Annotated in this window: 25 protein-coding genes; 11 read left to right on the top strand and 14 right to left on the bottom strand. The window is 61.3% G+C overall.

Features of this window, described 5'->3' with window-relative positions:
* Positions 1 to 40: 40 nt before the first annotated feature.
* Together Q0936_RS11865 and Q0936_RS11870 are read right to left on the bottom strand one after the other, a co-directional pair.
* Positions 41 to 904 (bottom strand): alpha/beta hydrolase, encoded by an 864-nt coding sequence (locus Q0936_RS11865; protein ID WP_299295984.1) that lies wholly within the window; start codon positions 902 to 904, stop codon positions 41 to 43.
* On the bottom strand, positions 904 to 2,199 hold the full coding sequence (locus Q0936_RS11870; RefSeq protein ID WP_299295972.1) for an alpha/beta fold hydrolase: 1,296 nt from the start codon (positions 2,197 to 2,199) through the stop codon (positions 904 to 906). Before Q0936_RS11870 ends, Q0936_RS11865 begins: the two co-directional genes overlap by 1 nt.
* A gap of 165 nt (positions 2,200 to 2,364) precedes the next feature.
* On the opposite strand from Q0936_RS11870, the gene Q0936_RS11875 reads away from it, so the two are divergent.
* From Q0936_RS11875 to Q0936_RS11885, 3 genes are all read left to right on the top strand, one after another.
* A complete protein-coding gene (locus tag Q0936_RS11875; protein WP_299295969.1) occupies positions 2,365 to 3,024 on the top strand; it encodes a DUF1007 family protein in 660 nt (219 codons plus the stop codon).
* A complete protein-coding gene (locus tag Q0936_RS11880) occupies positions 3,012 to 3,929 on the top strand; it encodes a hypothetical protein (RefSeq protein WP_299295967.1) in 918 nt (305 codons plus the stop codon). Before Q0936_RS11875 ends, Q0936_RS11880 begins: the two co-directional genes overlap by 13 nt.
* A 102-nt stretch (positions 3,930 to 4,031) precedes the next feature.
* Complete coding sequence (locus Q0936_RS11885; RefSeq protein WP_299295965.1) at positions 4,032 to 5,420, top strand: MATE family efflux transporter; 1,389 nt, start codon at positions 4,032 to 4,034, stop codon at positions 5,418 to 5,420.
* Between the two features lie 53 nt (positions 5,421 to 5,473).
* Here Q0936_RS11885 and Q0936_RS11890 read toward each other — a convergent pair whose 3' ends face one another.
* The 3 genes from Q0936_RS11890 to Q0936_RS11900 form a co-directional block, all read right to left on the bottom strand.
* Positions 5,474 to 7,174 carry a calcium-binding protein gene (locus Q0936_RS11890; RefSeq protein ID WP_299144738.1) on the bottom strand — a complete coding sequence of 567 codons (1,701 nt, stop codon included), beginning with the start codon at positions 7,172 to 7,174 and terminating at the stop codon, positions 5,474 to 5,476.
* A 171-nt stretch (positions 7,175 to 7,345) separates the two neighbouring features.
* Positions 7,346 to 7,759 (bottom strand): hypothetical protein, encoded by a 414-nt coding sequence (locus Q0936_RS11895; RefSeq protein WP_299144741.1) that lies wholly within the window; start codon positions 7,757 to 7,759, stop codon positions 7,346 to 7,348.
* Between the two features lie 13 nt (positions 7,760 to 7,772).
* Entirely contained in the window at positions 7,773 to 8,975 is a 1,203-nt protein-coding gene (locus Q0936_RS11900; protein ID WP_299295962.1) for a pyridoxal phosphate-dependent aminotransferase, read from the bottom strand.
* Positions 8,976 to 9,065: 90 nt separating this feature from the next.
* Between Q0936_RS11900 and Q0936_RS11905 the strand changes: the two genes are divergently transcribed.
* The 3 genes from Q0936_RS11905 to Q0936_RS11915 all read left to right on the top strand — a co-directional run bounded on the left by Q0936_RS11905 (position 9,066) and on the right by Q0936_RS11915 (position 10,323).
* Complete coding sequence (locus Q0936_RS11905) at positions 9,066 to 9,464, top strand: helix-turn-helix domain-containing protein (protein WP_299144745.1); 399 nt, start codon at positions 9,066 to 9,068, stop codon at positions 9,462 to 9,464.
* Positions 9,457 to 9,723 carry a succinate dehydrogenase assembly factor 2 gene (locus Q0936_RS11910; RefSeq protein WP_299295960.1) on the top strand — a complete coding sequence of 89 codons (267 nt, stop codon included), beginning with the start codon at positions 9,457 to 9,459 and terminating at the stop codon, positions 9,721 to 9,723. Before Q0936_RS11905 ends, Q0936_RS11910 begins: the two co-directional genes overlap by 8 nt.
* Before the next feature lie 147 nt (positions 9,724 to 9,870).
* Positions 9,871 to 10,323: a winged helix DNA-binding protein gene (locus Q0936_RS11915; RefSeq protein ID WP_299144774.1), complete on the top strand. Its 453-nt coding sequence runs from the start codon at positions 9,871 to 9,873 to the stop codon at positions 10,321 to 10,323.
* Here Q0936_RS11915 and Q0936_RS11920 read toward each other — a convergent pair.
* The 5 genes from Q0936_RS11920 to Q0936_RS11940 form a co-directional block, all read right to left on the bottom strand.
* Complete coding sequence (locus Q0936_RS11920) at positions 10,320 to 11,078, bottom strand: DUF1194 domain-containing protein (RefSeq protein ID WP_363323283.1); 759 nt, start codon at positions 11,076 to 11,078, stop codon at positions 10,320 to 10,322. The two genes, Q0936_RS11915 and Q0936_RS11920, sit on opposite strands and share 4 nt — an antisense overlap.
* Entirely contained in the window at positions 11,075 to 11,755 is a 681-nt protein-coding gene (locus Q0936_RS11925; RefSeq protein ID WP_299378138.1) for a DUF1194 domain-containing protein, read from the bottom strand. The genes Q0936_RS11920 and Q0936_RS11925 overlap by 4 nt, the downstream gene beginning before the upstream one ends.
* Positions 11,756 to 11,769: 14 nt before the next feature.
* Entirely contained in the window at positions 11,770 to 12,198 is a 429-nt protein-coding gene (locus tag Q0936_RS11930) for a VOC family protein (protein ID WP_299144751.1), read from the bottom strand.
* A 71-nt stretch (positions 12,199 to 12,269) separates the two neighbouring features.
* Positions 12,270 to 13,670 (bottom strand): surface lipoprotein assembly modifier, encoded by a 1,401-nt coding sequence (locus tag Q0936_RS11935; RefSeq protein ID WP_299295958.1) that lies wholly within the window; start codon positions 13,668 to 13,670, stop codon positions 12,270 to 12,272.
* Positions 13,671 to 13,674: 4 nt separating this feature from the next.
* Positions 13,675 to 14,649 (bottom strand): hypothetical protein, encoded by a 975-nt coding sequence (locus Q0936_RS11940; protein WP_299144756.1) that lies wholly within the window; start codon positions 14,647 to 14,649, stop codon positions 13,675 to 13,677.
* Between the two features lie 209 nt (positions 14,650 to 14,858).
* Between Q0936_RS11940 and thyX the strand changes: the two genes are divergently transcribed.
* From thyX to Q0936_RS11955, 3 genes are all read left to right on the top strand, one after another.
* Positions 14,859 to 15,764 carry an FAD-dependent thymidylate synthase gene (gene thyX, locus Q0936_RS11945; RefSeq protein ID WP_299292456.1) on the top strand — a complete coding sequence of 302 codons (906 nt, stop codon included), beginning with the start codon at positions 14,859 to 14,861 and terminating at the stop codon, positions 15,762 to 15,764.
* Positions 15,765 to 15,828: 64 nt separating this feature from the next.
* On the top strand, positions 15,829 to 16,629 hold the full coding sequence (locus Q0936_RS11950) for a hypothetical protein (protein ID WP_299292454.1): 801 nt from the start codon (positions 15,829 to 15,831) through the stop codon (positions 16,627 to 16,629).
* Between the two features lie 946 nt (positions 16,630 to 17,575).
* Positions 17,576 to 17,857, top strand: a complete 282-nt coding sequence (locus Q0936_RS11955; protein ID WP_299292452.1) for a hypothetical protein — start codon at positions 17,576 to 17,578, stop codon at positions 17,855 to 17,857.
* Here the strand turns inward: Q0936_RS11955 and Q0936_RS11960 are convergent.
* Positions 17,854 to 18,093 (bottom strand): hypothetical protein, encoded by a 240-nt coding sequence (locus Q0936_RS11960; RefSeq protein WP_299292450.1) that lies wholly within the window; start codon positions 18,091 to 18,093, stop codon positions 17,854 to 17,856. The two genes, Q0936_RS11955 and Q0936_RS11960, sit on opposite strands and share 4 nt — an antisense overlap.
* 173 nt (positions 18,094 to 18,266) lie before the next feature.
* Between Q0936_RS11960 and Q0936_RS11965 the strand changes: the two genes are divergently transcribed.
* Positions 18,267 to 18,572, top strand: a complete 306-nt coding sequence (locus Q0936_RS11965) for a hypothetical protein (protein WP_299292448.1) — start codon at positions 18,267 to 18,269, stop codon at positions 18,570 to 18,572.
* Positions 18,573 to 18,641: 69 nt separating this feature from the next.
* Here the strand turns inward: Q0936_RS11965 and Q0936_RS11970 are convergent, their stop codons facing one another.
* Positions 18,642 to 18,848 (bottom strand): cold-shock protein, encoded by a 207-nt coding sequence (locus Q0936_RS11970; RefSeq protein ID WP_299146433.1) that lies wholly within the window; start codon positions 18,846 to 18,848, stop codon positions 18,642 to 18,644.
* Between the two features lie 185 nt (positions 18,849 to 19,033).
* Between Q0936_RS11970 and Q0936_RS11975 the strand changes: the two genes are divergently transcribed.
* Positions 19,034 to 19,351 carry an ArsC/Spx/MgsR family protein gene (locus Q0936_RS11975; protein WP_299292464.1) on the top strand — a complete coding sequence of 106 codons (318 nt, stop codon included), beginning with the start codon at positions 19,034 to 19,036 and terminating at the stop codon, positions 19,349 to 19,351.
* Here the strand turns inward: Q0936_RS11975 and Q0936_RS11980 are convergent.
* Positions 19,348 to 19,905, bottom strand: coding sequence for a DoxX family protein (locus Q0936_RS11980; protein WP_299292446.1), 558 nt, complete (start codon positions 19,903 to 19,905; stop codon positions 19,348 to 19,350). The genes Q0936_RS11975 and Q0936_RS11980 overlap by 4 nt on opposite strands.
* Before the next feature lie 3 nt (positions 19,906 to 19,908).
* Entirely contained in the window at positions 19,909 to 20,667 is a 759-nt protein-coding gene (locus tag Q0936_RS11985) for a DNA-binding domain-containing protein (protein WP_299292444.1), read from the bottom strand.

A 20,667-nucleotide genomic window follows, 5' to 3' on the forward strand; every position in this document is an offset into this window, starting at 1 on the left:
CGAAAAATGCAACCTGTGAAGAGGCCGGGCGTGGATCGGGTCAGGCCAGCCAATCCCGTATGGCTTGTGCCACCTTTTCAGGCGCCTGATGCAACAGCCAGTGATCCGCATCCGGGATCGCAACGCGCGTCAGATCGGGGGCAAAGGCCTCCAACCCTTCGGTCGAGATCGGCAGCAATGCGGTGTCGCCGTCACCCCACACCAACAGGTGCGGACATTGCACCCGCAACCGGTCCAAAGGCAGGTCCGGCATCGCCACAGGCACACCGGGGTCGGCCACGATCAGGGGCGACGCGCGATACCAGTTGATCATGCCGCGCAGTCCCGATTGCCGCCACACGGCCTTATAGGCATCCGCCCTGTCGCCCTGCATCCAGTCAAGGTCCATCTTGGCGGAGAAAAGCCGCAGCAAACGCGCAAAATCATCTGCTGCCAACGCGTCCTCGGACCCTGCCGCGCGCAGGTGGTTGATGTATTGCGAGGCCTCGGATTGCGCACCACCCGCCGCCATGGCCCGTTGGAACGGCACGGGGTGGACCCCGTTCGCGATGATCAGACGGCTGACCAGTTCAGGCCGGAACATCGCCAACCCATAAGCCACCGATGCGCCCCAGTCGTGGCCCATCACGATCACCGGCGCATCGTCTCCGATCACGGCGGCCATGTCCCCAACCAGTTTCGACAGGGTATAGTCGGCCACATCTTCAGGGGCATGGCTCGCGCCATAGCCGCGCTGGTCGGGTGCGATACAGTGATAGCTGTCGGACAACGCGGTGGCCACTTCGTCCCACGCCCCGCCATATTCGGGAAAACCGTGCAACATCAGGATCTTGGGCGCGCCGTCTTGGCCCCATTCACGGATGGTGAACGGTTTCCCGTCCAGATGCTGCGTGCGGACACGCATCATTCGTTGCGTGCCTTGCTTTCAAACCGCAGACCCTTTGCGGTGCGGGGGGCAAAGCCGCGCCAATAGGTATGATCCTCGGTGGGTGTGCCATTGTCGTCCAGATCGACCAGCCCGTCGCCCGCATTGGGGATCAGGTCCAGGTAGGTCGCTGCGTCGCCGTCCGCCTTGAGGTGTTGGCCCAGGAACGCGGTGGCAAAGTGCTGCGCGATGTTGTTCATGCGCACGCTGTCCCAGACGGCGTCGGCATAGTGCTCGAACGGCACGAAATCGAGCCCCTCAACCGGCGTCCAGCTTTCGGCAGGGGCGGGCATGGGGGCGGCGGCATTGTGGTTTGCGTGGTCAAAGGTCAGCAAATGGCGCTCGGTGCCGACCGCGCCGTCGAAAATGCCCCGGATCGCGTCATAGACCGACACGTCATCGGCCCCTCCGGCCATCAACAGCGTCGGCACCCGCAAACCGGCCAGCCCGTTGGTGTCCCAAAAGCCCGCATTATTGCCCCAGGGGCCAATGGCGATGATCGCCTTGACGCGCGGGTCCATCAGCGCCTCGTGGCTGTCGGACATCGCCATATGCTGGGCCAGCAGGCCGTTGGGCGTGCCCCAGCTGTATTCCGTCGAGGCCTGCGTGACGCCCGCACCCCCAAAGACCAGCGCGCCGTAGCCGCCCATCGAATAGCCGACGACGCCGGTGTTGTCGGCATCGACCAGCGCGCCCAACGGTCCGTCCAGCGACGCCATATGGTCCAGCACAAACGCCTGATCCAGCGGGCGGTTCAACAGGGTCGAGCCAAAGGCCGCCTGGTCGGAATAGGTGCTGTCTGTGTGGTCAATGGACACGGTGACGTATCCCTTGGACGCCAGGTTCTCGCCCAGATGGCTCATCAGATAGCGGTTGCCGGGATAGCCGTGGCTGATGATGACCAGCGGATAGCGTGCACCTGTGGCCGGTGTGGCATCGCGCATCGCCCGGCCCGTCAGCGTGACCTCGGTGGCCCCGTCGCGGATCATCGCACGGTAGGTGCCGCCCTGTGGCGTGTCCGGTGCCGCAGGATACCACACCTCCAGCGTCAGGGGGCGGTCATAGGTCGGCACCGTGTTGCCCTCGATGCCGAGCACGTCAATGCTGCCCGGTATGGTGACCTCCAGCGTCTGAACCCCGATTGGCAGATCGCCAAAGGCCGCCAGCGCCGGGGCATCGGGGCGTATCTGGTCAATGGGATTGGCGTGTGCGCCGGAAATGGCTGCTGTCAGGGCAATGCCGAGCGCGGCGGTTTTTGCAGTCGAAGACGTCATGTCGGTCAAGTCCTTGGATGGCCAAATTGGCTGGGATGCGCGGGCAACATGCTTCACCGTCTACAACCACACTGTGACAGAGCCATGCGAGGTCGATCAACCCGTGACCGATCACCCATCCGCGCGACCTTGCGCTTACGTGATCCTTACAGGGTTGAGGCCGCCATGACCACTCGCTACATCTGCGTTATGCAAATGCGCACCGCTCTCCTTTTGTCGTCCGTGATGTCGCTGGTCCCCGTCTGGGGCGCGGCCCACCCGCATGTCTTTGTGGACACCGAACTGACCGTCTATGTCGACGCCACAGGCCAGATGGAGGGGATCGAGGTCGCATGGACCTATGACGACTTCTATTCGCTGCTGATCCTCGCCGATCTCAAGCTGGACAATGACGGGGATGGGCGGCTCGACCCGTCCGAACTGCAACGGCTCGACGGGTTCGACCTGCAATGGGTCGAGGGCTATCAGGGCGACAGCTATGTCACCCGCAACGGCAAACCTGCGAGTTTGGGCGCGCCCGAAACGCGCGGCGTGTCGGTTGATCGCGGCCTGATCACCTCGCGCCACTTTCGCGCCCTGTCTGGCCCGGCCGATGGGGTCGAAATCAAGGCCTTCGACCCCACGTTCTACACCGCCTACAGCCTCACCGGGACCGTCACAGTCAAAGGCCCTTGCACAGCGACGCAGACACCTGCAGACCTCGACGCCGCCTACACGCTGGTCGAAGAATTGCTCTATGCCACCCCCGCCGCTGACCTCGAAGAGGGCTACCCCGAGGTTGGCGAAGCCTTTGCAGACACAGTAAGCCTGTCATGCACAAGCTGAGATTTGGCGTTCTGGCCGCCGTGGCAGTGGCGCTTGCGTGGCTCTTTGGGTTTGGCGGCATGGCCGACATCAGCGCATGGGCGGCAGAACAGCAACGCAGCACCCAAACCGCCCTTGCACAAGGGCTGCGCGCTGTGCGTGCGGGTGAACCGGGGGCGTGGCTGGCGCTGATGGGAGTCTGTGCGGCCTACGGGTTCTTTCACGCGGCGGGCCCCGGTCACGGCAAACTGGTGATTGGCGGCTATGGTGCTGCGGCACGTGTCACCGCGTGGCGCTTGTCTGGCCTTGCCGTCGCATCCTCGCTGGCTCAGGCAGTCATGGCCATCGTGCTGGTGGCGCTGGGCGCATTTGTGTTGGGCTGGGGGCGGACAGAGCTGACTGACACCGCCGAACGGGTCCTCGCACCGGCAAGCTATGCGGCGATTGCGCTGGTGGGCCTCTGGCTGCTGCTGCGCGGTGCGCGGCGGGTCTGGTCTGTGGCCCGGTCACAGGCCGACCATGCCCATACCCATGATCACGACCACGATCACACGGACGGGCACTGCCACACCTGCGGCCACGCCCACGGTCCCACAGTCGAAGAAGCCGCCGCCGTCACCTCTTGGCGCGACGCCGTCGCCATCGTGGCATCCATCGCCATACGGCCCTGTACGGGCGCGGTGTTCCTGCTGATCCTGTGTTTCGGCCTGGGCATCCCGCTTGCGGGTATCTCCGGTGCGCTGGTGATGGGCCTTGGCACGGCCAGCGTGACAGTGCTGGTGGCGCTGGCCGCTGTGGGCGCGCGCACATCCTTTCTGGCGAACTGGAGCGGGGCAGGCGCCCTGCGCGCCATGGCGCTGATCGAGATCGCCGCCGGTGGCCTGATTGCATTGGTCGCCACAGCCCTGCTGCTGCCCCTGATCTGAAAACGCATTTTTGGACCGCCTTGCCATGCGCCGGGGCGGCATCCCGTCACCCGTGGGGCAGGGGGGCTTTTATTGCACAAAAAGCAGGCTTAAGGGTGAGGGATGTCCACCACACCCATGTCATATCCCGCGCACGCGCGCGCCTCTCTGGTTCTGGGCCTGCCGCTGATTGGCGGGCACCTGGGGCAAGTGGCAATTGGTGTGACCGACACGATGATGCTGGGCTGGTACGGGGTGCCGGAACTGGCTGCACTGACGGCGGCAGGGTCGTGGTTCTTTGTGCTCTACCTGATGGGGTCGGGCTTTGCCTGGGCGGTGATGCCGATGGTCGCGGCCTTTCACGCCGAAGGGGACGAGACTCGGGTGCGCCGCGCCACGCGGATGGGCCTGTGGCTCAGTCTCGCCTTTGCGGTGCTGTCGATGCCGCTGATGCTGTGGTCCGAACCGATCCTGCTGGCACTGGGCCAGACACCCACCGTGGCGGCCCTGGGCAGCGAATACCTGATGATCGCGGGCTGGGGCATCTTTCCGGCCCTGATTGTCATGACACTCAAGAGCTATCTGGCGGCGCTGGAGCGTACGCAGATCGTGTTCTGGATCACTGCGCTGGCCGCTGCGGTGAACGCGATTGCCAATTATGTGCTGATCTTTGGATATTTTGGCGCGCCTGAAATGGGCATCACAGGCGCGGCGCTGGCGTCGGTCGCCACACAGATGGTGATGCTGCTGGGGGTGCTGGTCTATGCAGTCTGGGTCTTGCCGGAACACAGCCTGTTTCAGCGCCTTTGGCGCGCGGATTGGGACATGTTCGGGCAGGTGTTCCGCCTGGGCTGGCCCATTGGTCTGACCAGCCTGAGCGAAGTGGGTCTGTTTGCGGCCTCGGCCTTTATGATGGGCTGGCTGGGTGAGGTGCCGCAGGCCGCGCACGGGATTGCGCTGCAACTGGCGTCGATCACCTTCATGGTGCATCTGGGCCTCAGCAATGTGGCGACGATCCGGGCGGGCAATGCGCTGGGTCGGCACGATCTGCCGCATATGGTGCGGGGGGCGTGGACGGTCACGGCGCTGAGTGTTGCGATGGCGCTGGCCACGATTGTCCTGTTTGTGGCGGTGCCCGAACCGCTTGTGTCGCTGTTCATTGGCCGCGACGTAGATGCGCGGGCCGAGATCCTGTCGATTGGCGTGGTTCTGCTGGCGCTGGCGGCGCTGTTTCAACTGGTCGACGGGGCGCAGGTGATTGCGCTGGGCCTGTTGCGCGGGGTGCAGGACACGCGGGTGCCGATGGTTCTGGCGGGCGTGTCCTATTGGTTGATCGGGATGCCGGTGTCTTATGTGCTGGGCTTCGTTCTGGGCTGGGAAGGTGTTGGCGTGTGGCTGGGCCTTGTGTTTGGTCTGGCCTGTGCCGGTGTGGCGCTGATGTTGCGGTTCTGGACCGTGTCGGTGCCTGCCTTGCAACGCGCCGCCGGGTCGGACGCTGTTTCCACCCCCTGACGGGGGCGGAAAGACGCCCCGCCCGCCGTCCCGTTTGGTCTGTTGCGGCTGGGCTAGAGGATGAAGTCCGCCGCTTCGACCGCGTTCACCCATTCCAGCTCGATCATTTCGTCGACCACGCCGTCGCCATTGCTGTCGATCTGGACAAAGTCACCGTCGAAGAGCACCTCGCTTTGGGTGCCGGAAAAGGCAGTGCCGGTGACAAAGGTGAGGCCGCCGAAGTCCGTCAGGTCGATGCTGTCGATGATCGAGGTAAAGCCGCGGATGACGTCCATGGTGGCTGCCGTGGTGCCGCTGTCGCCCTGGTAGAAGACAAAGGTGTCGCGCGCCTCGATGTCTTCGTAGTCCAGCAGCAGATCGGCACCGGCGCGCCCCATGATGATGTCTTCGCCGTTGCCGCCCGACACCGTGTCGTTGCCGCTGCCGCCGGACACCGTATCGCGGCCATCGCCGCCGTGGATGTCGTCTGCGCCGCGCCCGCCAGAAATGCGGTCGTCACCGTCCTCGCCGCGCAGGCTGTCGTTGCCGCTGTCTCCGATCAGGCGGTCGTTGTCGTCGCCCCCGCGCAGCGTGTCGTTGCCGGAGCCGCCGTTGAGCAGGTCGTTGCCTTCCTGTCCGCCCAGGCTGTCGTTGCCCGCCTCTCCGAGCAGCGTGTCATTGCCGGTGCCGCCGCCCATGTCGTCATTGCCCGCCCCACCGCTGATCCGGTCATCGCCGTCGGCACCCCAGGCAGAGTCGTTGCCTGCGTTGAGGTAGATGAGGTCGTCACCGGCTCCGCCATCTGCGCGGTCATCGCCTTGTCCGCCAAAGATCCGGTCGTCGCCGTCATCCCCCCAGATGCGGTCATTGCCGTCGTCCCCGGTGAGATAGTCGTTGCCCGTCCCACCTGCGACGGTGTCTGCGTCCGCGCCTCCACGCAGCGTGTCATTGCCTGCATCGCCATAGATGCGGTCTTCGCCTGCGCCGCCTTCTGCGCGGTCGTCGCCGTCATTGCCGCCCAGCGTGTCGTCACCCGCCTCGCCAAAGAGCCGGTCATTGCCGGCATCGCCGTTCAGGTGGTCGTTGCCAGTGCCACCATAGAGGCGGTCCGCACCGTCACCGCCACCCGCGCGGTCGTCGCCCGCCCCGGCATAGATGCTGTCATTGCCCAACCCGCCCCAGACACGGTCGTCGCCGCCAAACGCCTGGAAAATCTCATCCGCCGCGGCATCCAGCGCGAAACTGTAGTGACCCGAATGCAGGGTCTCTCCGGCCTCGGTGCCATAGACCCGGTTCTGGCCGTTCACATAGTAGTTCATCCACCCCGCGATATCCTCGACCGTCTCATTGGCGTTGCCGTCTTCGTTCTGAAACCGCCCATCCACGATGGCGAACCCGACGTGGTAAATGGCATCCGCCACCGTATCCACAAAATCGCGCCCCTGGAAAATCAACGCGCCACCGTCGCCCTGCACCAGATGAAACCCGGTCTCCTCGTTGCCCTCGTCGTCGCCATGCCCTTCCAGGAACGTGGCATAAAGCCCGGCATCCGCGCGGATAAAGGCCGACAGCGTATAAAGATCACCGGGGGTCAACTTGCCGTCCGCATTGACGCCCGTCGCGGCGATGGCGGTCTCGATCACACCGTTCATCAGACGGGCCGCATCGGCCCCGGCCTGTATCTCATCCGGGTAAATGTTGGCGATCAAACCCGGCTCGGTCTCTACGATTTCGGCAATGGTTTCGAGGCTGATTGCTGGCTGTGTGGCTGGCATGATGATGTCCCTGCATTGGTCTGTTGTGCAGACCGCCGTGGCACGGGACGCCCCAATTTCACAGCACCAGCAAAAGACCGCCGCCCCATCAGCGGGAAAGCGGTGTTTTACACTCGGAACTGAACATAACTTCGGTCAGGATCTGCCGATGCCACACGGGCGCGGACGGCCTCAGCCGCGATCCACACCACTCAGCAGACGATCCGCCTTCTTGCGCACCAGCACGGACCGCAAATCATGCATCGCCAGCAACAGCGTATCGGTCACGTTCTCAAGCTGATCCTCGGTTGCGCGGCTTTGCGCCCACTGCGTCGTGAGGTTCAGGTAATCCACCGCGCGGTGAATGTCGTCAATGTCGCGGTGGGCCAGAACCTCGGCGCGGTCCGCCATCCATGCCTGAATGCGCTCCAGGTCCTCGGGCGACAACGTCCGGTCGCCATGCGGCTTGATCTCGCCATTGCGGATGTTGACGATCGCGATCTGATCCATCTCGATCCGTCGCTGACGGTTCTCGGTGTCCACACGAAACACCGCCGCCCCATTCTCGCGCACGCGGAAATAATAGTCAGGAAGCTCCGCACCCATAAAAAAACCCTCGTTACGTCAACCCGGCACAGAACGACTGAATACGGGTACAGGCCTCTTTCAGGGCCTCATCCGACGTAGCGTAGCTGACGCGGAAGTTTGGGGAAAGGCCGAAGGCCGCACCAAACACCACGGCCACACCCGTCTCTTCCAACAGTGCTGTGCAAAACGCCTCGTCATCCTTGATGGGCGTGCCAGCGGCAGATGTCTTGCCAATGCAGCCCGCAATCGACGGGTATACGTAAAACGCGCCATCCGGCACCGGGCAAGCAATCCCCTCTGCGGCGTTCAGCATGTCCACAACCAGATCGCGGCGACGCTTGAACACCTCGTTGTTGGGCGCAATGAACTCCTGCGTGCCGTTCAACGCCTCGACCGCCGCGTGCTGGCTGATCGAACAGGGGTTTGATGTCGATTGCGACTGCACCTTGCGCATCGCCTTGATCAATTCCTCGGGGCCAGCGGCATAGCCAATGCGCCAGCCGGTCATGGCATAGGCCTTGCTGACACCGTTCACGGTCAGCGTCCGGTCATAAAGGCGCGGCTCGATCTGGGCCGGGGTGGTGAATTCGAAATCGTCGTAAACGAGGTGCTCGTACATATCGTCCGTCATCACCCAGACATGGGGGTGCCGCATCAGAACATCTGTGATCTCTTTCAACTCCGCGCGGGTGTACCCGGCCCCGGTCGGGTTCGAGGGCGAGTTGAAAATCAGCCACTTCGTCTTGTCGGTGATCGCCGCTTCCAATTGGTCTGCGGTCAGCTTGAAACCGGTCTGCAACGACGCCTCCGCAACCACCGGCGTGCCGCCGGCCAGCAGAACCATATCGGGATAGCTCACCCAATAGGGCGCCGGGATCACAACCTCGTCCCCTTCGTTCAACGTCGCCATCAGCGCGTTATAGAGGATCTGCTTGCCGCCGGTGCCCACGGTGACCTGTGCGGGGGTATAGTCGAGGTCACTGTCGCGCTTGAACTTGTCGACAATCGCCTGCTTCAGCTCTGGAATGCCGTCCACGGGCGTGTATTTCGTCTTGCCAAGGGCAATCGCCACCACGGCCGCGTCCTTGATATTCTGCGGCGTGTCGAAATCCGGCTCACCTGCGCCCAGCCCGATGATGTCCTTGCCTTGCGCCTTCAGCGCGGCGACCTGCCCGGTCAGAGCGACGGTCGGGGACGGTTTGACGCGGTCGAGAGTCGCGGAAAGGAATGTCATTTTTGCCTCAGGGTGCTAGGTCACTGTCGAACCCCTCATAGGCGGCGCACCTTCTTCGATCAAGCGCTACCACCGAAACGGAGACACCCCATGGACGATCTGCAAGACTGGTACGGCGCTGACGCAGCCACATTCGGAGACCGGGTGGCCGGAGCACGCGAACAGGCGGGCATGACCCAAAAGCAGTTGGCCAAGCGGCTGGGCGTGCGCGTCGCAACCCTGCGCGCATGGGAAGAAGACCTGAGCGAGCCGCGCGCCAACCGGCTGTCGATGCTGGCGGGTTTGTTGAATGTCTCGATGATGTGGCTGATCAACGGCGAGGGTGAGGGGCTGGATGGTCCGGACGAGGGCGGCGCGCTCAACGTCGAAATGCGCGACATCCTGACCGAGGTGCGGGACTTGCGCGCTGACCTGCTGGCGCGCGCTGAACAGGTCGGGCGTCTGGAAAAGCGTCTGCGCACAGCACTGGCAGGGGGACAGAATGACTGAAGAACTGCGCAAACACCGTCTCAAGCGGCTGCACATGCGGTCGATGCGGCGTGGAATCAAGGAAATGGACCTGATCCTGTCGGCCTATGCGGCGCGGCATTTGGCCGAGATGGACGGGGATGCCCTTGACACCTATGACGCTTTGCTCAATGAAAATGATCAGGACCTCTATCGCTGGGTGACGGGCCAAGAGCCTGCGCCACAACAGTTTTCTGCGCTGATTGCCGATATTTCCCAGACCTTGCAGCGGCAGAACTGACCGGTTTTTGGGGTTTAACCGAATATTTCCGAATCACGCGCATTTTCTGTGAAGAGCAGACAAGTTCGGAGAACGCGCATGAGCATTCAGGAATCGATTGGCCCCAAATCGGGCCTGCCCGACAGTGGCGCCAAGGATGCCGGTTTTATGATCGGCTACCTGGAGGCGCTGTCTCTGGTGGAACGGCTGCATCGGCTGTTGCTGGATGTGATCAAGGACGAATTCGAGCGGGTGGGCGTGTTGGAAATCAACGCTGTTCAGGCTTTGCTTTTGTTCAACATCGGCGACAACGAGGTGACGGCGGGCGAACTCAAAAGCCGCGGCTACTACCAGGGCTCCAACGTCAGCTACAACCTCAAAAAGCTGGTCGAGATGGGCTACATGCACCACCAACGCTGCGAAATCGATCGCCGTTCGGTGCGCGTCAAACTGACGGAAAAAGGGCGCCATATCCGCGACGTCGTGGCCGAACTCTTTGGCCGCCACGCCGAGGGGTTGCAGGCCAAAGGTGTGCTGGGCCCCGAGGGCATCGTGGACATCACCGCCTCGCTCAAACGGATGGAACGCTACTGGACCGACCAGATCCGCTATATCTACTAGGGGTGTGTGTGACCGGTCTTGTGCGCTGACACCAGACCGTCCACCTGACCCAGGATCAGAGTTTCCAACTCACGTTCCAGCTTGCGCGCCATCGCCTCGGCATAGTCCTCGAACCCCAGCGCCGTCTCGACAAAGCTGTCTGATCCCACGATGACATTTTTTTGGAAATAGGCGGACAGGCCCGAAATCTCCGCTTGCCGCAAATCGCCCAGGGCTGGGGCATCCGCACCAATCACCAACGCATTGATCGTGATCCCGGTGGGCTCAATCTCCGGCTTTATGTCAACGGGCCGCGGCCCGAGGTTCGACTTCCCGTCACCCGAAATGTCCAGGGTCAGCTTCCAGCAGTCGGATTTCTCCGACAAATGCGCGACACCCTCTCGCATCGCCAGCCCCAGCGCCGTTCCGGGCGTGGCCTGCCGACGCTCCGTGGCGCGCAACGCACCAATCACCGCATCCAGAACCGGCGCACTGGTCACCGCCGTCCACGGCAAAATCACCGTCGGATCCTCCGGCCCGCTCCACTCGTAGACCAGCAACTCAACCGGCGTGCCCGGCAGGATCAGCAGCGCCTGACGCACCTTGGGGCTGTCCAACGCAGCCGCCAAACCGTCCATCTGCAACCGGTACTCCCGCGCATCAACCGACCCCGAAACATCAAGCCCCAGCGCCAGCGCCTGCCTGCAAGCCGCCTGCGCGATATCCCCCACGATCACCGCGCCGCACAAGGCTATGGCAGCGCACCCGATCCTCACCCGGCCCGCTCCGGCACCGCCACCGCACCAATGACCGGCGGCGTCAACTCCCGCTCCAACTTCCGCCGCATGGCCCGCTCATAGTCCTCAAACCCCTGCGCCACCTCAAGAAACGCGCCAGGCCCGTGCAACACTTCTTTCTCGAAAAACTCGATCAACATGGTCTCCGATGTGAACTCAGCCGCATTCACAACCAGACCATTCACCGTCACCTCGTCAAATGCAAACTCACGGTAGGCCAACAACGGGCCAAACCCCTCGTTGTTCTGCCCATCGCCCGCCATATCAATGGTCTGCCGCAAGCAACGCGGCGCGCGCGCCAGCATCTCCGCACCAAACCCCAGCGCATAACCCATGGCCGTCGGAAACTCGGCATGTGACCGAACGCTGGCCGCCACAGTCTCCGCCGCAAACAGCAACGCCGCCGGGCTGTCCACCAACGTCCAGTCCAGCACAACCTCCTGATTGTACCGCCCCGACCACTCGTAAACCGCCAAAGCCACAGGCATGTCATTGGCAAAAAACGCGGCCTGCACCTCGGGTGCCGTCAGGGCGGATACCAGTCCGCCCCGCTGCAACTGATCCTCTGTCGCATCAACAGAGGACGACACGTCCAGCGCCAGCAGCAACGCCAAACGGCACGCCGCCGCAGGCGAGGCCGCGACGCAGGCGGCCAAAATGGCCGCTGCTCTTACCAATGGCCCGTGTTGCCCATGCTGGCCCACGGCTCCTGAACCGGCAAATTCTCACCCGCCTGCAAAAGCTCGACCGACACGTTGTCAGGCGACCGGACAAAGGCCATCCGCCCCTCGCGCGGGGGGCGATTGATCGTCACGCCATTGTCCATAAGATACTGACATGTCTCGTAAATATTATCGACACTATAGGCCAGATGACCAAAGTGGCGGCTGTCATCCGGCAGCGCGTCGTCGCCATCCCAGTTATAGGTCAGCTCGACCGGGCAATCAGGCTGCTCAGGTGGTGCCATGAAAACCAGCGTAAACCGGCCGCCCTCGTTCTCGTGACGATGCGTTTCTTCCAACCCCAGCAAACGATAAAAGGCCATCGAGGCCTCCAGATCTTTGACGCGGACCATGGTGTGCAGATAGGTGATGGGCATGAGCGACGGCCTCCTTAAAGCAAATCGGGTATGCGCAACCTAGCATGTCCAGAGCAGGGGGCCAGCGTCTCTCAGAACTTTGATTGAATCCCGAGGCTGATCGTCGTTTCGCTGATGTCGAAACGGTTGACGTTCGACGACCTCTGACCGCTGCGCAACCGGATCGTGGGCGCAAACCCGGCAAAGTCGTAATCCGCAAAAAACAGCGACACATCGCCGTAGACCGACGTGTCCTGCCGCCCCCCGGCCACGGGGCTGACCAGCCGGTACTGGTCGTAATCGGTATAGCCCAACGTCACGCCCGCGGTGATCTGCGCCGGGCCGATCTGTTTGCCAAACGTGTAACTCGCCCGCAGGCTGGCGGTCTGGAAATCGGCATTGACGAAATCGCCGTTCACATCCTGTAGCGTCAGGCCCAGATTGACCCGCGCGCCGCTGTCCAGCTTCTGACTGTATTGCGCGCCCAAGGTATAGACGTGGCTGTCGCGCAGGTCGGACACCGTGGATTGGCGTTGTTCGGCCCCGCCGCGCAGGCTGAATTGACTGTTTGGCGACAGGCGCACGCTGCGCGCCAGCCCGATCTTGGCAAAATCATAGTTGCGTTCGCCGCCATACCAGCTTGCGCCCAAGGCCCCCGAAAGGGTGACAGAATTTCCCGGCTTGCCCAGGGCAAATTGGTGGTTCAGGCCCGTCTCCACATAGGTGGACGCAAAATCGCCGTCTGACAGGGAGGGGGCAAGCGCTTCGGCGCTATCCGACAACTCGACCCGTCGGGTATAGATGCGGCCCGTGGCCGTGGTGCGTGACAGATCGGTGGCGCGCAGCCGGTATTGCAGGCGCACGTCGAGCGTGCCGACCGTCCCCGACAACGCGCGCGAGCTGTTTCTGAAAATCCCCTGGGTCGGGATGCCGTTGTTGACCTCCAGCACGTTGTCGGTGCCGTTGTTCACGTTGTTCGAGGGGGCAACCGACAGATTGATGTTGAAACTGAAGGGGTTGGCGGCCCGGACTTTGCGGTAATCCTGCGCCAGCAGCTTGTCTTGCGACGGGGTGTCCGCATGTGTGGCCGCCACCCGCAGCCAGGCTTGGCTGACCGTCGGCCGCTCTTGTTGATACGAAATGCTCGCGGCGGTGCGCGCGGCGCCGAACTTGTCCTGTGGCGTGGTGCTGTACTTGTAAGACAGGCGCGCGGCGGCGCGCGCGAGGCGCGGATCGTTCAGACGCGAATGCGCCGCGGCAAGCACCCCGTAGGCATAGGCATCCTCAGGATCCGCCTGTAGCAGGCCCATGGCAATCTCGCGCGCCAGTTCAAACCGGCCTGCAAACAGCGCTTGCCGCGCAACCGCGCGGGCTTCGTCCAGGGTGATGGTTTCGGTGGGCGGCGGGGCGGTCTGCGCGGGCACGTGTGCCGTCGTGCCGCCGAGGCCCAGTGCAACAACCACCAGCCACAGTGCTGCGCGTCGTGTCAGCACCTGATCAGGGCTGGAACGAATTGACGCAAATCGGGTCTGTGTCGGTCACCTGGCACTGGTCCAGAACGAACACGCCGTACTCGATTTCGTTTTCCAGCAGGTCGGTATATTCGGCGACGGTTGTACCGCCCACGATCGCATTGCCGCCTGGTCCGCCGATCACACCTGCGAACTCGCCAACCGCGTTGCCAACGTCTCCGTCCACTTCGAGCATTCCGGTAAAGCCGCCGTCGTTGTCAATGGAACCATCGATCAGAACCAGGTCGGGCAGGCCAAGAAAGCCGGGCGTCGTGCTGTTTTCCGCAATCTGTCCTGTGGCCGGGTCCATGCCGAACACACCCGTCCGGTTATAGATCTCGCCCTCGATGGACATATCGTTCAGGTCGACGTTCACGAACATCAGCCCGCGCACATAAGCAGTCTGTTGCGGCAGGTCGACATCCACGTCCACACCCGGCGCGACAGGAAACCTGTCGGTCAGAGGGCCGGGCAGGTTCAGCCCGCCCGCGTAGTTGCCCACATAAGTGACGTCAAAAGCGGCATCGGGTGCCACCGGCGCTTCATACGCGCCTGTGCGCTCAAAGAACGACCCGCCAAAGAAGCGGTTGAACTGCCCCCCGGTCATCACCACCCCGGCCTGCAAACCGCCCTCGCGGCTGGCCACAAACGCCGTCGCATGGCGGCCAATGGGGTCATTCTGCCCGGTGAACGTCTCGAACCCGTCGACGAAACTTGTCGCCACATGGCGATACTCGTTGACCAACGGCACCCCGTCCTGCGTCAGCCCCGTGACCGTCAGCGTGTTGTTGCTGGCGTCAAAGCTGATGCGCTCCAGATCATTCAGGATCGCGCTGGGCACCTCGGTGGTGGTCGTGTCAGGGGTTTGTGCCACAGGGGTCGTCACTGTGGTGAACGGATTCCCGTCCCCGCACGCCGTTACCCCAAGGGCAAGCGCGCATACTGCTGCTGTCCGTTTCATGCCTGTAAAACCTTTTGCGGTTTATATGTCTGCCTCTTTTGCGGCCAGACTCTTCCCCAATCACCAAAAAGTCAACGAATTCTTGGCCCTGCCGCATCGCGCCTGACGGGAAGCGTTGCCAAAAAACGACCCCGATCTAGCGGTTCACGGATCAGCATCCACAATATAAGGTGAACCCCTGACAGATTCTGTGGATAAAGGATGGCCCCATGCCGCTCAGCCCCGAACAACAGTCCGAAATCGACGCGTTGCGCAGCCAGTCCTCGCAGACCCTCCGCGCCACCGTGCCGGGGATGGAGGCGCATCTCTACAAGGCCCAACAGGTCCTCGACCACGGCTTTGTCCGCGTCATCGACTACATGGGCGACGACGCCGCCATCTGCCAGGCCGCCCGCGTCAGCTACGGCAAAGGCACCAAATCCGTCCAGAACGACGAAGGCCTGATCCGCTACCTCATGCGCCACTGGCACTCCACACCCTTCGAGATGTGCGAGATCAAACTGCACGTCAAACTGCCCGTTTTCGTCGCCCGCCAGTGGATCCGCCACCGCACCGCCAACGTCAACGAATACTCCGCCCGCTACTCGATCCTCGACCGCGAATTCTACATCCCCGAACCCGACGCCCTTGCCGCCCAATCGGTCGTCAACAACCAGGGCCGCGGCGAAGCGCTCCAGGGCGAAGAGGCCCAACGCGTCCTCAACTACCTGCGCGACGACGCCATGCGCTCCTATGACCACTACGAAGAGATGATCTCCCAGGACGGCCAACAGGGCCTGGCCCGCGAACTGGCCCGCATGAACCTGCCCGCCAACATCTACACCCAATGGTACTGGAAAGTGGACCTGCACAACCTCTTCCACTTCCTCCGCCTGCGCGCCGACGCCCACGCCCAATACGAAATTCGCGTCTACGCCGATGCTATTTGTGAAATGGTCAAGGATTGGGTCCCCGCGGCCTACAAGGCGTTCGAGGACTACCGGATGGGCGGGGCGACACTTTCGGCAACGGCGCTGGAGTGTATGCGGCGGATGTTGAAGGGTGAAGAGGTCACGCAGGAGAACTCCGGCATGTCCAAGGGGGAATGGCGGGAGTTTATGGACGTGCTGGGGTGAATTGATTTAGATTAAGTTTCGTTTCACTTTGTTTCGGAGGCGATTTTTGGGTATACTTAGTAGATTGAAAGAAAAAGTAGCTGGCAAGAAGCTGCGCGAACGAGATTACTATTCCGAAGAATCTCAGCATTTAGTAGACATAGCCGATTTTCGAAAATTTCCAATATTGGACCTTATTTCGAAAATTGAAATAAAGCTTAATCAACTTGAAAAGCGAACAAACCGAAAATATATTTTTGGCTTCGTTACGCTGGCAATTCTTTTTGCCTCGATGAATGGTGTGGAGATCGAGATATCTATAATTGGTCTGAAGCTCTCGGGAGTAGCTGATCTCAAGGAATTTACTGTGCTTGGTCTCGCTGCCATAGGTTTGATTTTTTATAACGATGATGATGACAAAATGATGCTTCAAGAGTTGAGAAAGAACCTATTGAAAAAAAAGTACGGGGACGATTTGTACAACATATATAGCCTTGCTATCATGCCGGAAGCAACTGATCGACCAGCTGCCATGACTGGGTATGGCGAAAGGCTGATGGTTGGGGAGTTTGCCTCAAAACTCGCTGAGTGGAGAAGTTTCGCGGCACTCTCGACTGTTGCTCTAGTTATGATTGGTTTGTGTTATATGTATGCATTCATTCTCTCAAACATATGGCTTGAGCCGAATTGGAGTTTTTTTTGGGCGAGGTCCTTGGTGATTTTTGCGGGCCTTATGTTTGCGTTGGAAATGGTTGATGGAATTATTTTCTCCAATATGAAGCTAGTCTACGTTGATCGAGGAAAGTGGAACGAGTTCCCTTTACTGGATGAAAATGGTGATTTGACTGAGAAAGCAAAGAATATGTTGCGAGAACTATCAAGCTAACGGGCACGGAATCAAGGCCAAAGGCCGCCGTGCCAGCGCCGGACCGCCCCCCGGGCCGGCGCTACGTCACCACCACCACGCCGCCGAACCAAACTCACTAACATCACAACTATGAATCGCTGCAGCGCAACCCTAGCTGCGCCAACCCGCGGTCCGCCGCTGTCACGGCTCCGCGCTTAACGGCGCTACGTCTCCGGGGCTTCGCCCGTCAGCCATTCAAACCGTCCCCCGGACGGTTTGCCGCTACGCGGACCATGGCTGACCCACCACCACGCTGCCGAACCAAACTTACTAACATCACAACCATAAATCACGCCGCGCACCCGTAGCTGCGCCAACCCGTGGTCCGCCGCTGTCACGGCTCCACGCTCAACGATCCCCGGCCCTCTCATGCATTGCAAGCAATGCATTGCCGGGCGACGCGCCACCTGCGGTGACGCTGGTCCGGCGCGGCCACGGTTCAGTGCTCTGCCATTCAGACCCCCTCACACATCGAAGCCCGCCAACGCACCAGCACCGCCAACGCTTGTGCCTTTCCCTGCAAAAAACACGCCAATGCCTTTGCCTGCTTCCTCACAATCCAAAAACACGCCACCGGCCTCAAAAATGCGCTCCCCGCCGAAGCGGCAACGCCCCATGTTAACCCTTCGCCCGCACCCCGCGCCGTCCCGCATCCAAAACGTACAGTTTCCGGCAACATCTGCACATTTTGCCAAAATGGCCCCATGTCGACCGATCCCACCCCCGCGATTTCCGTACAGATTTGGCCCAGAACTGTACGTTTTCTCGGAATATCCCTGCCAAACCATCGGTCCGGCACCCACAGTCCTATGTGTAAACACAAGGTGCGCTGCCGCCCCTTTTCCCGCAACGGACGCGGATCGTTTCATCAAAAGTGACCAAACTATTTATCCACAGCGCGTCATAAATCTGTTACGTTTGAAACATGATCAGAGCAGCGTTTTTGGGCCTCTTTCTGACCGCCACGTCAGCCGCGGCCACACCCATCGCAGAGGTCCTCTGCGCGCCCAGTCACGAGATGCAGAAAAAGCTGGAACAGCAGTTCCGGTCGTCCCGCGCGGCCACGGGCATGCGCAGTCCGGATGAGATGATGGAAGTGTGGACGGACAAGCGCGGAGATTGGGCCATGGTCGTCCGTTACGCCGGTGGCACATCCTGCATCGTCGCGATGGGAGAGCATTGGGAAGTCACGGAAAATCCGGCTTAGGGGGTGGCGCGGTCCCGCAATTGGGCGACCAGCACGCCGTTCTCGACTTCCCAGGTTTTCCAGGCGCGATATCCTTCGATCTGTGCCTGTGGTCCGGTCAGGTCCCCGGCGAAATGCGCCTTGACCGCGTGGTAGTGACCCATGCAGCGGGCCCATTCGGTCGGCGAGGGGAATTGCGTCTCTGCGGTCACTTCGCAGGCATAGTAGAGGGCCAACAGTCGGATCAATTCGGTCATAGCGGTCACCGTTTGTGTCGTGGAGACTGTTTCCAGCTTAGCCACAAATCCCCAAAATTTGAGTAAATCATGCGCGCGCTGGCGTGAACGGGCAAATTTTCTGGACTTGTGACCCTGTCACAGGCATCGTGTGCCCATAGATTTCGTGGTTAACATACCAAACGAGGGAAGATATGCGTTTTACACGAGTTATCGCCGCCGCAGCGGCTGTGACGGTGTTCGGAGCCGTTTCGGCGATGGCACAGGGGCAAACGGCTGGTCCAAAGATCTACAGCTATCACAGCACCCACAATTATTGCCCGGCTGGCCTGCAGCCCGTGACCATGGACGGCAAAATCTGCTGTGGTCGTCCAAACCAGTCGATCAGCTACCAACAGGCGCTGGCCCATGCCGTTGCCAAGAAAAAGCGGGTCAAGCGCGTCCGTCACGTACGTCAGACGCATTGCCCCGTCGGCACCAAAGGCTGCACCTTCGACTGAGCCTGACGGTTTTTTCTGGATTACGGCGCATGGCGAAATGTCATGCGCCGCAAATATGTGCTGTTGCGATCAGAGCAATTTCAAATCGCCGGCCATCTGACGCCCATCGCGCCCTTCGAGCATCTCAAAGCTGACCTTTTGGTTGTCGGCAAGCCCGGTCAGACCGGACCTTTCGACGGCTGAAATGTGAACAAAAACGTCCTTGCCGCCCTCGTCAGGGGCGATAAATCCGTAGCCTTTTGTGGTGTTGAACCACTTCACGGTGCCAGTTGGCATATCCCGTGCCTCCTTTTGCATTGCAGTCTGTCCCGCACGCGGGCCGTCACTGCGCCAGCCCGTGCTTTGATGCATCACGCGCCGCCGCCAGTTTAAAAGATTGCGCAGATGGCTTGAAAATCAAGTCAGAGGACATTCAAAGGGGCGTGCGTGCTGTATTATTCAACGAAATCGTGAGGGATGTTATGGAAATATACGGTTTGAAAACCTGCGATACGTGCCGAAAGGCGATCAAGGCCTTGCCGCAAGCGCGATTTGTCGATGTCCGATCAGAAGGTGTGCCGGACGCGGTTATGGCGGCCGCACGTGACACCTTTGGCGATGCGTTGGTCAACACCCGTTCGACCACGTGGCGCGGCCTCGATGAGGCGGCGCGGCGGGGGACACCAGAGGCGTTGTTGTCTGAACATCCGACGCTGATGAAACGCCCCTTGATCGCGGATGGCGACCGCCTGTTTCTGGGGTGGACCAAAGATGTGCAGGCGGCCCTGGGCGTGACCTAGGCCGCAGGTGCGCGCGGTTTGAGGGCGCGGTCAAACGACAGCGGACCCGCTCCCTTGACCACCAACACGATCAGCAGGAACACCCAGAGCGACCGCTGGTCCATGATCAGGCTGTTTGAAGGCGCGTCAAACCATGCGCCCAGCACCAAACCGTCCCCCCATTTGTCGTGGCCATTCAGATCGGTCAGCGATTGCACAACGATGAATACAATCATCGCAAGCGAGGACAGCCGGGTCAAAAGCCCCACGATGATCAACAATGGCAGAATGAACTCTGCGACGGTGCCAACGGTCACGACAGCCCAATGATAGAAACTCAGCTGGGTGGTGTCATAGCCCACCGCCTCCATCGCCTTGGGGAAAATCTGCGCATATGCGCCGAGCGAGGGTTGGAAAATGCCCAGCACCCCATCGCCCAATTTGGTCATCCCCGACACCCAGAAATACGCGGCCAGCACTGCGGCAAAGAGAAAGCGCGCCAGTGTGGGCAGGATCCAATCGTTGCGATCGAGCGGGGCAAACAGGGATGTGTGCAGGCGGGACAAGGCGGTCATAAGTCAATCCTTCGGCGTGGTGATGTCGGCGATACAGCCCTGTTGCAACAACAGGGTCAGAAGCGGTGTGAGGTCAAAATCGGGGTCTATGCTGGCGGCGGCATCCTGAGCACCGGCCAAGGTGTTGCCGTCTTGCGTCGCCGCAACCCAAGCGGCCTGTGCCGTGGTGAGCGGGAAAGGCGCTGGGTCAAAAAGGCGGCGCGCCACGAGCACGGGTTGCGCGATGGCGCGCGGTTTGTCGGCACCTGCCTGCATGTTGTAGCGCCAGATATCAAAAAGCGGCCATTGCGAGGGAACCAGTTGGACAGCAGGCGCAAGGCGCAGGGTTGATGCCATCAGGCGGTCAGGCGTGATCTGCGACAGTCTTTCGGCGTCAAAGGGGGCCACGTCACCTGCATGATAAGCACGGCGCATTGCCAGTTCCAGGTGCGCCACGTCCGGCAGATAGCCGATATGGGCCAGCGGCTGAAACGCGGCCAGAAACTCCGGCATGTCCACACCATAGTGCATCATCATCGGCGTTCGCGGCGGGTGCGCCCGCGCATAGAGACGGGCTAGTGACGCAAAGTTTTCGTCGCCCAACAGCTTTTCGAGAACCGGAAAGGCCGACCGCAAGGCTTCGGTCAATGCCACGGTGACGTTGTTGCGGTAGACCGCAAAGCGTTTTTCAGTCGGCTGCCCATCGGCGCCGACGAGACCCTCGGGCACGGAGCGTTCAGGGTCAAGAAGTGCGGCCCGAAACTGTGATTGAACGCCGGACAT

The sequence above is a fragment of the uncultured Tateyamaria sp. genome (assembly GCF_947488715.1).
Taxonomy (GTDB): Bacteria; Pseudomonadota; Alphaproteobacteria; order Rhodobacterales; family Rhodobacteraceae; genus Tateyamaria.